11 protein-coding genes are annotated in these 13300 nt (G+C 68.5%); 6 read left to right on the forward strand and 5 right to left on the reverse strand.

Annotated elements, in window-relative coordinates:
• Positions 1-8: 8 nt before the first annotated feature.
• From ACOQFL_RS00495 to ACOQFL_RS00510, 4 genes are all read left to right on the forward strand, one after another.
• Complete coding sequence (locus ACOQFL_RS00495) at positions 9-1184, forward strand: acetoin utilization protein AcuC (protein WP_435542087.1); 1176 nt, start codon at positions 9-11, stop codon at positions 1182-1184.
• A gap of 132 nt (positions 1185-1316) precedes the next feature.
• Positions 1317-4004 carry a bifunctional acetate--CoA ligase family protein/GNAT family N-acetyltransferase gene (locus ACOQFL_RS00500; RefSeq protein WP_435542088.1) on the forward strand — a complete coding sequence of 896 codons (2688 nt, stop codon included), beginning with the start codon at positions 1317-1319 and terminating at the stop codon, positions 4002-4004.
• 178 nt (positions 4005-4182) lie between these two features.
• Entirely contained in the window at positions 4183-4680 is a 498-nt protein-coding gene (locus ACOQFL_RS00505) for a hypothetical protein (protein WP_435542089.1), read from the forward strand.
• 248 nt (positions 4681-4928) lie between these two features.
• Positions 4929-5657, forward strand: a complete 729-nt coding sequence (locus ACOQFL_RS00510) for a tyrosine-protein phosphatase (RefSeq protein WP_435542090.1) — start codon at positions 4929-4931, stop codon at positions 5655-5657.
• A 139-nt stretch (positions 5658-5796) separates the two neighbouring features.
• On the opposite strand, the gene ACOQFL_RS00515 is transcribed toward ACOQFL_RS00510, so the two are convergent.
• The 4 genes from ACOQFL_RS00515 to ACOQFL_RS00530 form a co-directional block, all read right to left on the reverse strand.
• Positions 5797-6768, reverse strand: coding sequence for a sigma-70 family RNA polymerase sigma factor (locus ACOQFL_RS00515; protein WP_435542091.1), 972 nt, complete (start codon positions 6766-6768; stop codon positions 5797-5799).
• A 581-nt stretch (positions 6769-7349) separates the two neighbouring features.
• Entirely contained in the window at positions 7350-8774 is a 1425-nt protein-coding gene (gene rox / locus ACOQFL_RS00520) for a rifampin monooxygenase (protein WP_435542092.1), read from the reverse strand.
• Between the two features lie 346 nt (positions 8775-9120).
• Positions 9121-9546 carry a D-aminoacyl-tRNA deacylase gene (dtd, locus tag ACOQFL_RS00525; protein ID WP_435542093.1) on the reverse strand — a complete coding sequence of 142 codons (426 nt, stop codon included), beginning with the start codon at positions 9544-9546 and terminating at the stop codon, positions 9121-9123.
• On the reverse strand, positions 9543-11060 hold the full coding sequence (locus ACOQFL_RS00530; RefSeq protein ID WP_435542094.1) for a DUF7782 domain-containing protein: 1518 nt from the start codon (positions 11058-11060) through the stop codon (positions 9543-9545). The genes dtd and ACOQFL_RS00530 overlap by 4 nt, the downstream gene beginning before the upstream one ends.
• Before the next feature lie 171 nt (positions 11061-11231).
• Here ACOQFL_RS00530 and ACOQFL_RS00535 point away from each other — a divergent pair, with 171 nt between their 5' ends.
• The gene (locus ACOQFL_RS00535) at positions 11232-11558 is read left to right on the forward strand and encodes a DUF3099 domain-containing protein (RefSeq protein WP_435542095.1); all 327 of its coding nucleotides are present in this window, start codon (positions 11232-11234) and stop codon (positions 11556-11558) included.
• Positions 11559-11643: 85 nt separating this feature from the next.
• On the forward strand, positions 11644-11898 hold the full coding sequence (locus ACOQFL_RS00540; RefSeq protein WP_092628608.1) for a DUF3039 domain-containing protein: 255 nt from the start codon (positions 11644-11646) through the stop codon (positions 11896-11898).
• Positions 11899-11918: 20 nt separating this feature from the next.
• On the opposite strand, the gene ACOQFL_RS00545 is transcribed toward ACOQFL_RS00540, so the two are convergent.
• Positions 11919-13163, reverse strand: a complete 1245-nt coding sequence (locus tag ACOQFL_RS00545) for a YihY/virulence factor BrkB family protein (RefSeq protein ID WP_435542096.1) — start codon at positions 13161-13163, stop codon at positions 11919-11921.
• Positions 13164-13300 lie beyond the last annotated feature (137 nt).

Genomic DNA, 13300 nt, shown 5'->3' on the forward strand with positions numbered 1-13300 from the left:
TTCCCACCATGAGCAACGAGTGCGCCGTTGTCTGGGACGAGTCACTGCTCTCCTACGACCTGGGCGGCAACCATCCGCTGCACCCCGTCCGGCTGGACCTGACGATGCGACTGGCGCGCTCGTTGGGGGTGCTCGACGGGGTGGTTCCACTGGTCCCGGAACAGGCGGGCGATGCCGAACTCGAACGGGTTCACACTCCCGGGTACCTGGCGGCCGTGCGGTCCGCTCCGACGGAGGGGCCCGACGTGGGGCACGGGCTGGGCACCGACGACAACCCGATATTCGATCGAATGCACGAGTCGGCCGCGCTCGTCGCGGGGGGCTCCCTGACGGCGGCCGAACAGATCGTGTCCGGCCGTGCCAATCGTGCCGTCAACCTGGCAGGTGGACTGCACCACGCGATGGCGGACAACGCGGCCGGATTCTGCGTTTACAACGACTGCGCGGTCGCCATCGCCTGGATGCTGGCCAACGGGATCGAACGGATCGCCTACCTGGACATCGATGTGCATCATGGCGACGGGGTGCAGTCGGCTTTCCGGGAGGATCCCCGGGTGATGACGATCTCGCTGCACCAGCATCCCCGCACACTGTGGCCGGGGACCGGTTTTCCCACCGAGGTGGGCGAGGGCGCCGCGAAGGGCGAGTCGGTGAACGTGGCGCTGCCCCCGGGGACGAAGGACGCGGGATGGCTCCGTGCGTTGCACGCCGTGGTTCCCTCGCTGCTGGAGGCGTTCGCCCCACAGGTGCTGGTCACCCAGTGCGGTGCGGATCCGCACCGGGAGGACCCGTTGGCCGATCTCGCGTTGTCCGTGGACGGGCAACGCGCCGCCTACCGCGCGTTGCGGGGATTCGCCGATCGCTACGCGACGGGTAACTGGTTGATCCTCGGCGGGGGTGGTTACGCGCTGCACCGGGTCGTTCCCCGCGCCTGGACCCATCTGCTGGCCACGGCGCTCGATCGGGACGTGGCGGCGGAGCGCAACGTTCCCGCCGACTGGATCGCCCACACGAGCAGGATCGCGGGCAACGTCGCGCTGCCCACGTCGATGACCGACGGAGGTGAGACCGCATTCACTCCCTGGGACGGTACGGCCGAGTACGAGGTCGATCCGGCGATTCGGGACACCAGGAACGCGGTTTTCCCGCTGCACGGTCTGGAACCACTGGACAGCCGCGACTGATCGAAGTCATCCGACCGCGAGGCCGCGCGGGGAACACCACCACTCGCGGGTGGCGACACGACCGGGAAAGCTCCGCGGGTCCCTTCGGTCGACAGTTCGGACGAGTGCACGACAGTCGCTGAGAGGTTCACGGTGGACGATTCCGCGAGCGAACAGCAGCAGTGGGAACCGGAAGCCCACTACCCGCACCACTGGGAGGCCGATGTCGTCCTCTCGGACGGCGGCACGGTTCATCTGCGGCCGATCGTGCCCGCCGACGCCGATCAACTCGTGGCATTCCACGGCAGGCTCAGCGACCGCACCCGCTACTACCGCTACTTCTCGCCCTACCCGCGGATGCCGCAGCGCGACGTCGACCGCTTCAGCCGTGTCGACTACGTCAATCGCGTGGCGCTGGTGGCGCTGCTCGGCGACGACATACTCGCGGTGGGGCGTTTCGACCGCCTGCGTGAACCGGAGGAGTCGGCCGAGGTGGCGTTCGTGGTGCAGGACGGGCATCAGGGCAGAGGGCTCGGATCGATCCTGCTCGAGCATCTCGCTGCCGCCGCGCGGGAGTGCGGCCTCAGCCGGTTCGTCGCCGAGGTCCTCGCCGAGAACGCCCAGATGGTCCGGGTTTTCCGGGACGCCGGTTACGAGGTCAAACGGGCCATGGAGGAGGGCCTGGTCCACCTGGAGTTCCCGCTCGACCCCACCGAGGAATCCCTGGCGGTCGCACGCGCCAGGGAACAGGCCGCCGAAGCCCGCAGCGTGCACAATCTGCTGCACCCGCGTTCGGTGGCGGTGATCGGCGCCTCCATCGACCCGGACAAGATCGGCCACACCGTGCTGGCCAATCTGCTCGGGGCCGATTCCGCCGCCCCGATATACCCGGTCAATCCGGAGCACCGGGCGGTGCGGGGAGTGCGTTCCTACGCCTCCGTGCTCGACATTCCCGACGACATAGACCTGGCCGTGATCGCCATCCCGGCGGGCGGTGTCGCCGAGGTGTTGGACGCCTGCCGGGCCAAGGGAGTCAAAGCGCTGCTGATCGTCAGCTCGGGGTTCAGCGAGGTCGGTCCCAGCGGCCGGGAGGCCGAGAGCAGCATGGTGCACCAGGCACGGGTCCACGGCATGCGCGTGGTCGGCCCCAACGCGTTGGGGGTGGTCAACACCGACCCGGCCCAGCGGCTGAACGCCAGCCTGGCCCCCCACCTGCCGGGACGTGGCAGGACGGGGTTCTTCTGCCAGTCCGGGGCACTGGGGGTGGCGATCCTGGCCGCGGCCACCGAGCGCGGTCTCGGGGTCTCCACCTTCGTCTCCGCGGGAAACCGTGCCGACCTGTCCGGCAACGACCTGCTGCAGTACTGGCAGACCGATACCGCGACCGACGTCGTGCTGCTGTACCTGGAGTCGTTCGGCAACCCTCGCAAATTCGCTCGCCTGGCGAGACGACTGGGGCGCAGCAAACCGATAATCGCGGTCAAGTCGGGACGCCACGCCGTGCGTGCGGGACTGGCCGCTACCTCGGTACGGATCGACGAGACCAGTGTGCAGGCGCTGTTCGATCAGGCGGGTGTGATTCGGGTCGAGTCCGTGGCGCAGATGTTCGACGCCGCGCTGTTGTTGGCACACCAGCCGCTGCCCGGCGGGGAGCGGGTGGCGATCGTGGGTAATTCGAGCGCCCTGGGGATGCTGGCCGCCGACGCCGCACTGGAGCAGGGGCTGCGTCCGGTGGTGGATCCCGTGGACGTCGGGGCCGCCGCCGGTCCCGAGGAGTTCGCCGCGGCGGTACGTTCCGCTGCCGAGAACAGCGAGGTGGACGCGCTGGTCACGGTGTTCGCCCCACCCGTGGCCGTGCCGGGCACGGCCTACGCCAGGCAGCTTCGGACCGCGCTGCACGAGGCGGGAACGCTGCGAACCAAACCGGTGGTGAGTACCTTCCTCGCGGCCGAAGGGGTGCCCGACGAACTGGCGGTTCCGGGGCCGGACGGAACTCCCGGCCCCGGCTCGGTGCCCTCCTATCCAAGCCCGGAGCGGGCGGTGCTGGCGTTGGCCCGGGCGGTGCGCTACGCGAACTGGCGCGCCGCGCCGCAGGGTGAGTTCGTCCGCCCCGAGGGAGTCGATGTCGAACGGGCGCGCCGGTTGGTCGAGGAATGGACCGAGTCGGGGATCGGCAGGCTCTCCGACGAGCAGGTGGTGCTGCTGCTGGAGTGCTACGGGATCGAGGTGGTGGCGTTCCGGCTGGTCACCGATGTCGAATCGGCGGTGGCGGCCGCCGAGGAGGTCGGGTTTCCCGTGGCGTTGAAGTCGGCCAGTGAACGACTTCGGCACCGTACGGACCTGGCCGGAGTGCGGCTCGATCTCGGTGGTCCCGAGGCGGTACGAACCGCCTACCGGGACCTGTGCGACCTTTCCGGAACGACCGATCTCTACGTACAGCGGATGGCCCCCAAGGGAACCTCGTGCGTGTTACGTCTGATGGACGATCCTTCCTTCGGTACCCTCGTCTCCTTCGGTCTGGCCGGTCCCGCCAACGACCTCATCGGTGATCGTGCCTATCGGGCGGTGCCGCTGACCGATACCGACGTGGCGGAGTTGATCAGGGCGCCACGCGCCGCGCCGATGCTCACCGGCTATCGCGGGGCACAGGCGGCGGATCTCGACGCCATGGCGGATCTCGTGCTGCGGGTGGCCAGTCTGGCCGAGGATCTGCCCGAGGTGCGTGAGCTGGTGCTCGAGCCGGTGTTGGCCGCCCCGTCGGGGGCCTGGGTCACGGGGGCGGTGCTCGGGTTGGGGCCGACACCGGCCTCCCCCGACTCCGGGCCGCGCAGGCTCCGGTGAACCGCCATCCACGTCGCCGTTGCGGAGTTCCTTTCGTGGCAAGCGCCGAGCTCGGGAGCGAACTACCGGACAGCGCTCGTGGGACTGGGTGAGCTGCTCACGGCGATCCGCCGTGTCGCCTTGTCGCCAATCCGACACGCGGCGCAACCGGCAGCGGGGGTGGCCCCGTCCAGATGACATGAGACGACTGCCAACCCTGCTGGGTGCCGGTGTGATGCTGTTCGCGTTGACCGCCTGTGGCGAAGGGCGGTCCGATGTCGGATTCGGCGCCCAGCCACCACCGCCGCCCTCCGAGGAACAGCGATCCAAGATCTCGACCGAAGACGGCGCCGATGGACCCCCCGGGCGGGAGCCGAAGGGTACCGAGGTTCCCGCCGAACAGGTCGATGCCTCGGCGTTGCCCGAAGGTTACCCCCGTGAGGTCTGGACCAGGAATTCCGGCAGGAAGCTCGTCGCGATCGGTCAGGAGGGAGGCTGCGGCAACGTGCGTGCCGAGGTGATCGGTCAGAGTGCCGAACGGGTGGAGCTGGCTCTCGTCGAGGAGAACCCGAAACCGTCCGGTCCGTGCACCATGGATCTGCGCTATCCACCCTTGGTCGCTCCGATCGACGAGCCCCTCGGGGACCGGACCGTGGTTCTCACCGAGCGGGAGGTCGACGTCCCGAGCGACCGGTAGCGCCTCCGCGAACCTCACCGAAGACCAGGAGCCCCACCGAAGACCAGGAACCGCGCCGCACGAGGGGACCGCGCTCCGCCCCGCCGGAATTCGTTCCAAGGAGGGACACGGGTATCGCCGGGGCGGGCCTTCGTGTCCTGCCGCGAGGGCCGAAGCCTTCAGGCAGGCCGGAAAACCTGCGATCCTGTCCGGGATTACGTGCGTGGAAGGCTTCCGCGGCACGGCTTGGAGGGAAAGGGCGCATTCCAATGGCAGAGCGGAGCGACGGTGTTCCGAACGGACTGGTCAACTTTCGGGATCTGGGGGGACTGCCCGTCGAGGACGGGGTGACCACCAGCCCCGGTGTGCTGTTACGCAGTGATGCGCCGTACCACGGGGACCACGATCCCCCGGGAGCTGCCCACTGGCCGCCCCGAGCGGTGATAGACCTTCGCGATATCGGTACGGAATCCGACGTGGTGCACCCGTTGGAAAACGTCAGCACGGTCCACCGGATCCCGTTGCTCGAAGGGCTGCGCGGCGAGTCGGGGCGGGATCCTTGGCTGACGCTGTCGGAACTGTACGGCTACATCCTGGACTTCGCAGCGAAACCGCTGCTGGAGGTCTTCCGGATCGCGGTGGAAACCGAGGGACCGGTGCTGGTGCACTGTGCCGCGGGCAAGGATCGCACCGGGGTGGCCTGCGCGCTGTTGTTGCGTACGGCGGGAGTTCGTTACGACGCGGTGGTGGCCGACTACGTGCACACCGACCGCAACATGCGCCAGGTGCTGCGGCGGCTCCGGATAGAACCCGAACTACCGCCGGGAGTCGACGAGTCCGACGTCGACGAGTTCGTTTCCGCCCCGGCGCACGCCATCGAACACGCGCTCGAACGTGTGGAGTCGCACGAGGAGGGAGTGGCCGGGTGGCTGGTGCGGCACGGTGCCTCTCCCGAGGACATCCGACGCTGGCGAGAGCGGCTGCTGGGCCCGGGGTGATCCGCTCCACGGAAAGGCCCCGCGCCATGTGAAGCGCTTCCCGGGACGCACTCGGCCCCGGAAGTACTCGGCCCCGGTACGCGTTCGGGTTGCCGGGGTGAACGGGTTCACCTCGGCAACCCGGTGCGGGAGTGCCGGCTCAGCTCGCGTAGGAGCGCAGCTTGTTCGCCCGGTCACCCTGCCGTAGCTTCGACATGACCTCACGCTCGATCTGGCGAACACGTTCCCGAGAGAGGCTGAACGCCTTGCCGATTTGGTCCAGCGTGCGCGGCTGGCCGTCGTCCAGGCCGTAACGCATGCGGATCACCTGCTGCTCCCGACCTTCCAGCGTGTCCAGCACGCGACGCAGATCGTCCTGCAGGAACCCGGAGATCACGGCGTTCTCGGCATCGGCGCTCTCGGAGTCCTCGATGAAGTCCCCGAGCGGGGCGTCCTCCTCCGAACCGACCGGCATGTCCAGGCTGACCGGATCCTTGGAGTGATCCATGAGGTCGATCACCTTTTCCACCGACATGTCCGCCTCGCCGGCGATCTCCTCCTCGGTGGCCTCCCTGCCGAGCTTCTGGTGCAGGTCCCGCTTGATCCGGGCGAGTTTGTTGACCTGCTCCACCAAGTGGACGGGGAGGCGAATCGTGCGGCTCTGGTCGGCCATTCCCCGCGTGATCGCCTGGCGGATCCACCAGGTGGCGTAGGTGGAGAACTTGTAGCCCTTGGTGTAGTCGAACTTCTCGACCGCACGGATCAGGCCCAGGTTGCCCTCCTGGATCAGGTCCAACAGCGGCATTCCCCGCCCGGTGTAGCGCTTGGCCAGGCTCACCACCAGCCGCAGGTTGGCTTCCATCAGATGGTTCTTCGCGTCACGGCCGTCGCGCACGACCGTTTTGAGGTCGGCACGACGCTCCCGGGTCATGTCCTCCGAAGTGTCCAGCAGGTGTTTGGCGAACACTCCCGCTTCGATTCGCTTGGCGAGGTCCACCTCGTCCTGAGCGCTGAGCAGTGCGGTACGCCCGATACCATTGAGGTAGACCCGCACCAGATCGGCCGATGGCCCCTGGTTGTCGAGGTCGGCCTCGTTGGTGACGTCCGGGGCTGTGGTCTGCGGGACGGTCATAGAGCTACCTCCCTGACGGGCTGGTTGTCGGATGCCGGAGTACCGGCACGCCACCGCGCCACACGAAGGACGGGTACGCTCGGTGTGGTGGTAATGGTTCGTCCTTCTTGGGTATCGTCGATGGCCGATGGTGCCGGTGGTTGAGTCGGTTCGGTTCTGGTCCCTCGTCGAGTCGACCGTGGGGTCGGATCGGCGGTGCGAGACGTTGGCCTTCTCGGTGGGCTGATCGGAAGCGGCTGTTTCACGGCCTGTGCATCTCGGTCGGCTGGTTCGCCGCCCTCCCGGCGGTTCCCACCTCCACCGGGCGGTGGTTCGAGGGGCGGCCGGTGACCGGCTGTGGAACCGGTCTTCGGGCGTTGTGTTGTGGTTTGGTTACCCGGAAAACGCACACGTCACCGAAATCGTTCCCGAAATCGCCGGATGAGCGACGTCAGCGTCGTCACACTCGACGCGACCGGTGCCCGTGTGGGAGAAGACGCCCCCCGTGTGGCATGAAGACCCCCGTGTGGGAGAAGACGCCGCGAGGGAGAGGCGGCGGCCGCGAGCGCGCTACCTTTGGGGCTTCCGAACGAACAGTGCGCTCAGCACGCGGTGCCGAACCAGGTGGGCAGCTGATCGAGCAGCTCCAGCTGATCGTCACCGACCCAGGCGACGTGGCCGTCCGGCCGCAGCAGCATCGCGGGTACGTCCGGTTGGTCGAAGTCGTCCACCACGTGCTCCACCCGGTCGGCCCAGCCCGCCACCGAGAGCCGACCGGTTCGGTCGAGCAGCAGCCCGCGGCCGTGGTGCATCCGCTCGTAGAGCCGTCCCCGTCCCAACTCCACATCCCGCATCCGACGACCGAGCAGCTCGTGGCCCCCGCCGAACTCGTAGCGGATTCCGGTCGCGGTGATCTTCTCGATCAGGTACCGGTTGACCTCCTCGAAGTCCATCAGTTCCGACACGAGCTCGCGTACCGAGCGGGCTCCCGGCTCGGTGGACAGCAGCTCCATCTGCGCGCGAGTGTTGTTCAGCACGTCCGCGGCCACGGGGTGTCGTTCGGCGTGGTAGCTGTCGAGCAGTCCTCCCGGCGCCCAGCCGTTGATCTCGGCGGCGAGTTTCCAGCCGAGGTTGAACGCGTCCTGGATGCCGAGGTTGAGTCCCTGTCCGCCGGTGGGCGGATGCACGTGCGCCGCGTCCCCCGCCAGCAGCGCCCTGCCGACCCGGTAGTGCTCGGCGAGCCGGGTGGCGTCGCCGAAGCGGGAGAGCCAGCGCGGTGAGTGCGCGCCGAAGTCGGTGCCCGCGAAGGTCCGCAACCGCTGTTTGAACTCCTCGAGGGTCGGCGGGACCGTGCGGTCCTCGGACACCCCCGCCGCGGGGACGACAACGCGGTACACCCCCTCCTCGAGGGGTCCGAGGCCGAACCGCGGTTGGGTCTTGCGGACTTCCGCGACGGTTGCGGCAACCGTTGTCGCGTGCTCGGTCACCTCCATCTCGCCCAGCAGCGTCTCGGTCCGGGCGGGTTCACCGGGGAAACCGACGCCGAGCAGGTTGCGCACCGTGCTTCGCCCGCCGTCGCAGCCGACGAGGTAGCGCGAACGCAGCAGCGTGCCGTCCGCCAGCTCGGCGGTCACCCCCACTTCGTCCTGTTCCAGCCCCACCAGTTCGCGACCGCGCGCGAGTTCGGCACCCACCTCGGTGGCGTGCTCGGTGAGTAGGCGGTCGGTGATCGGCTGCGGGATGCCGAGAACGTATGGATGTGCGGTGTCCAACTGCTCCGGCGACGGTTTGCTGATGCCCGCGAAGAAACCGCCGACCGGGTACTGCCTGCCGTGCGCCAGGAACCGTTCCAGCAGACCGCGCTGGTCCAGCACCTCGACGCTGCGTGCGTGCAGACCGAGTGCGCGGACCACCGGGGTCGGCTCCGCCTCCCGTTCCAGCACGAGCACGCGCAGGCCGTGCAGCCGCAGCTCGCCAGCCAGCATCAGGCCGGTCGGTCCGCCACCCGCGATAATCACGTCGATCATCGAAATCCCCCGTCTCCGTAGGCTCGGCGGACAAGCCTGCGCCGCACCCCGGGTCTTGCCGCAAGTCCCCGGGTGCGCTATACGTTGAGAACGGCGGGGTGGACGCTCGCCACGGGCCTCACCAATGCTTTCCTGTCGTGTTGTCGCCAGGAAGGGGTTTTCCGCTGTTACGACTCGTCGGAAGCCACGTCACCAACGCGACCACCCGCGGGTTCTCCCGTGCGGCTCTCGCGAGGACGCCGGAGACGTGGCGTAGTACCTACTCGATGTCGCCGGCCCCGCAGCGAGAGCCGTGCGAGAGGTTCCGCCGAGCGAGCGACCCACCAACCCGACCGGAAAACTTCAATCAGGTCTCCACGAGCAGCGTGAACGGACCGTCGTTGGTGCTTTCCACCGCCATTTCCGCCCCGAACACCCCTGTCGAGACGCGGGCACCGCGCTCGCGTAGCTGTTCGACCACCTTCTCGACCAGTGGTTCGGCCTGTTCGGGTGCCGCCGCGGCGCTCCAGGACGGTCGCCGGCCCTTCCGAGTGCTCCCGTAGAGGGTGAACTGGCTGATCACCAACAGCGGTGCGTCAGCGGTGGCGCAGGACTGCTCGTCCCGCAGCGCCCGCAGCTCGTGAAGCTTGCGTGCCATGACCTCCGCCTGCTCGGACGTGTCCGAGTGGGTCGCCGCCACCAGCACCAGCAGCCCCGGCTCGGTGATGCTTCCCACCACCTCGCCGTCCACCCGAACCGCCGCTGCCGTGACTCGTGTCACCACCGCCCTCATCGCTGTTGGCTCCATTTCGCGGGCAGCAGCATGCCGTGCCGGATCAACTCGCGCAGTACCGGTTCGGCCGAACGGGCCAGTTCCGCCGAATCGGCCCCGTGGCCGACGGCGAGCAGTTCCAGCAGTTCGTCGGTGGCGAGCGCGCCCTGGCAACCCGCGATCAGGTTGGCGCCGATCTCGTCGACCTCGTGCTGCCAGCCGGGCCCGTCGGTTCGGTGCAGCCGGTGTACGAAGGTGCTCCAGCCGTCCTGCTCGTGGGAGCTGACCTGCTCCAGCACCAGCCCCGGTGCGGTCACCAACGGACTCCGCAGCAGTTCCTCCCGAGTCGGGCGTTGTCGCAGCCACTCGATCCTGCGCAGCCACTCGTCGGCCTCGGCGCCGAGGGGGTCGTCGAAGGCCTGCCTGAGGTCCTCGCAGACCACCTCACCGGGCTGTTGTCCCGGAGTGCGGCGCAGTGTGACGAAGCCGAAACCGACGGCCGTGACACCGTTGGTCTCGAACCACTCCAGCCATTCGGCCGATTTGCTCCTGCCGGTTTCCGACTTCGGATCGATCCCGGCGTCGCGCAGCCACGTGCCGACGTACAACTCCGGCTCGGCCACGTCGCGCTGCACGAACCAGGCGTCCACGTCGGTGTGCCGCAACCAGCCGGCGACCCGCTCCCGCCAGTCCTCGTCCTCCCGGTGCAGCCACGATGCGAGCACGTGTGCGGTCCCACCCTCGTTGAGCAGTTCCGGGGCCCTGCCCACCACGAGGGCGCTCGCGTCGTCGCCGGACAGGCCGGAGTCGCGATAGACGAAATCGGTTCGTGCGGGACCGACCACGAACGGCGGGTTGCACACCACCTGGTCGAAGCGTCGTCCTGCCACGGGGTCGAACCAGTCGCCGTGGAGCGATTCCACCTCGACGCGGTTCAGGCGGAACGTCGCCCGCGCGAGTGCCAGTGCCCGCTCGGAGACGTCGGTGACCGTCACCCGCTCCGCGTGCGTGCCCGCGTGCAGCGCCTGCACCCCGCATCCCGTTCCCAGGTCGAGCAACGAGCCGACCCGCCTGGTCGGGGTGGCGCGCACCAGGCTCAGCGAGGCCTGGCCGACTCCGAGCACGTGCTCGCGGGAAACCGGCAGGTTCGAGGGCCGCGTGTCCGCGTCCAGGTCGGATATGATCCACCACGAGTTGCCGGTGGCGGCGTGCGGTCGGATGTCCAGTCCCGCACGCACCGAGTCACCGTCGTGCACGAGGACACCCGCCGCGACGGCCTCCTCCGTGGAAAGCGGGTGCAGCGCCTGTTCCGCCGCCGCCCGCTCGACCGGGTGTCCCAGCAGGAAGACGCGGATGAGCGTGTTGCGCGCGCCGGCCTCGGAGGTGGCCCGAATCGCCGGTTCGGGTTCCCCCCTGCCCAGGGCGGCGTGGGCCGGTGGCCCCAAGGCGTCGACCACCCCGTCGGCCGTGTAGTTCGCCGCGAGCAACGCCTCGCGCAGCCGGTCGATGCGATCGTGCGATAGTTCGGAAGTCACGTCCTCGATCCTCACACGGCGATGTCCTCGGAATTCGGGCACACCCGTGCCTCGGCGGAGTCGGCCGAGGTCGCCGGGCCTCGTATGTTCGGCCGCGTTCTCCGGAACGAATCACGCCGGGGTGGGCAGCGGGACGGGCGAGTGGGACGATGTGAGTGTGGAGGTGGTGTCGTGAGTGGCTCCCAGCGTAGTGACGACACCCCGGTGCTGATCACCGAGGCAGAGCCGTCGTACGACGATCAGCAAGCGGCTAGGCGCAAGAAGTACGCGCTGATGATGTCCTTGCGCATCCCTTGTCTGGTGGCGGCCGTCATGGTTTACCCGATCTGGTGGCTGTCGCTGATCATCATCGCTGTCTCCATCCCGTTGCCCTGGATAGCGGTGTTGGTGGCCAATGACCGGCCGCCCCGCAAGAGCGAGCACGTGAACCGGTACCACCGCGAGTCCCGGAAGCGTGAGCTGGAGGACGCGGAGCACCGGGTGATCGACGGCGGGTGAGGCTCCTGCCCCTTCCGTGGTGGTTTCTCGACCCGGCGGCCACCGGACAGCGTTGCTGCCCCACCTCGTGGGGCATCATGGTGTTATGACTACGACTACTCTTCCGGAGACCGACACCCGGCCGGAGAACACCGAGCAGACCAGTGACGACCGGCCCGAGGTTTTTCACTACGTCCAGAAGGACAAGATCGCCGAGAGTGCCGTGATGGGCAGTCACGTGGTGGCCCTGTGCGGCGAGGTGTTCCCGGTCACCAAATCGGCCAAGCCCGGCTCCCCGGTGTGCCCGGAGTGCAAGGAGATCTTCGAGGGACTTCCGCCCGGTGGTGGCGACGACGAGTAGAGCCGAGTTCGTTCCGTGCCTCATTCCGAATTCGGTTCGGACGGCGGTCGTCCGCGGTGCGGAGATTCGGCACCCGACCCCGCGCCGGGTGAATCCGCTCCGCGGGCGCCGTCGGAGTCCCCGGCCGTGGCGGCGGAGTCTCCATCCGGGGCTTGGGCGTGCCCGGACTTGGGGCCGCGCTCCCGCTCCGGCCCGGTCCTGTCGTGCCCGGTCCTCTCGTGCCCTGTCCTCTCGTGCGCTGTCCGCTCGTACTCCGTCCCGTCGTGCCCCCTCGCGCCACGCCAGGCTTCGTAGCCCCGTTCGGTGCGCAACCGCTGGGCGGCACGCTGCATCTCCAGGCGCCTCCAGCGCCGCCGTTCCCGTCGCGTCATCCCGGCGGGCCAGGTGCGTTGAATCGCGTTGTTGAACTGCGCACCGCCCACCACCGCGAAGCCGATGAAGAAGGCGAAGAGCAGGAAGGCTATCGGGGTGGCCAACGCCCCGTAGGTGTATCCGGTGCTGGTCACCCAGGTGATGTAGAGGCGCAGTCCCACACTGGAGCACAGGAACACCACCATCGCCAGCAGCGCCCCGGGCAACCCGCGATGCCAGGGAAGCTTGCGGGGTAGCGCGAGTTTGTACAGCGTCGCCAGCGCCAGCACCAGCAGCACTCCGGTCACCGGGAAGTACAACAGCCGGATGAGCCCGCTCACGTCCGCACGTAGCCATTCGGGCAGTACGTCGAGCAGCCAGCGCGGCCCCAGCGCGGTCAGCGGCAGGATGAGCATCGCGGCGACCAGGCTGACCAGGTACAGCAGCAGTGCCAGCACCCGTTGCCAGATCGCGTTACGCACCATGTACTGGTCGTAGGCCAGCGTGATCGACTCGATCAGCGAGGCCAGAGCCGAGGAACCGGCCCACAGCGACAGCAGGAACGCCACCGAGACAACCCGCGTCCGTCCACTGGTCAGGATGTCGGCGACCGTAGGACGGATGATCTGGTCGACGACGCTCTCGCTGAAGATCGTTCCGGCGAATTCCACGATTCTGCGTCGCATGGTCTCGACCACTTCGGGGCCCAGCCACTCGCCCACGAACCCCAGGCTGCCCAGCAGCCCCAGCAGCAGCGGCGGGAGGGAGAGCGTTTGCCAGAACGCGGCGGCCGCCGACTCCGAGAAGATGTCGTCGTTCCACGACTTGCGCAGCGTTTGGATCACCAGGCGTCTCGGTCCGCTCGCTCGGCTGCGGGAGCTTTCCCGTGCGTCGCGGTTCGAACTCGGATTCATGCCACTTCCAGGATCTCGTCGCCGGTGTCGGTCGTGCGGCCGGTACTCGTCGTGGGGTTTCATTCTCCGCTGTCCCCGCCCCTGCGGGCTCGCCGACGAGTGGTCGAGCGGTAGGCTCCCGGGGGTTCTTTATGCCG

Source organism: Actinopolyspora sabaoui, from assembly GCF_051225635.1.
Taxonomy (GTDB): domain Bacteria; phylum Actinomycetota; class Actinomycetes; order Mycobacteriales; family Pseudonocardiaceae; genus Actinopolyspora.

What these genes read in the sequence shown, in the direction of transcription:
- ACOQFL_RS00495 (WP_435542087.1), top strand. Translation starts at nt 9, where the DNA reads ATGAGCAACGAGTGCGCCGTTGTCTGGGACGAGTCACTGCTCTCCTAC.
- ACOQFL_RS00505 (WP_435542089.1), top strand. Translation starts at nt 4,183, where the DNA reads ATGAGACGACTGCCAACCCTGCTGGGTGCCGGTGTGATGCTGTTCGCG.
- ACOQFL_RS00510 (WP_435542090.1), top strand. Translation starts at nt 4,929, where the DNA reads ATGGCAGAGCGGAGCGACGGTGTTCCGAACGGACTGGTCAACTTTCGG.
- ACOQFL_RS00515 (WP_435542091.1), bottom strand. Translation starts at nt 6,768, where the DNA reads ATGACCGTCCCGCAGACCACAGCCCCGGACGTCACCAACGAGGCCGAC.
- rox (WP_435542092.1), bottom strand. Translation starts at nt 8,774, where the DNA reads ATGATCGACGTGATTATCGCGGGTGGCGGACCGACCGGCCTGATGCTG.
- dtd (WP_435542093.1), bottom strand. Translation starts at nt 9,546, where the DNA reads ATGAGGGCGGTGGTGACACGAGTCACGGCAGCGGCGGTTCGGGTGGAC.
- ACOQFL_RS00540 (WP_092628608.1), top strand. Translation starts at nt 11,644, where the DNA reads ATGACTACGACTACTCTTCCGGAGACCGACACCCGGCCGGAGAACACC.
- ACOQFL_RS00545 (WP_435542096.1), bottom strand. Translation starts at nt 13,163, where the DNA reads ATGAATCCGAGTTCGAACCGCGACGCACGGGAAAGCTCCCGCAGCCGA.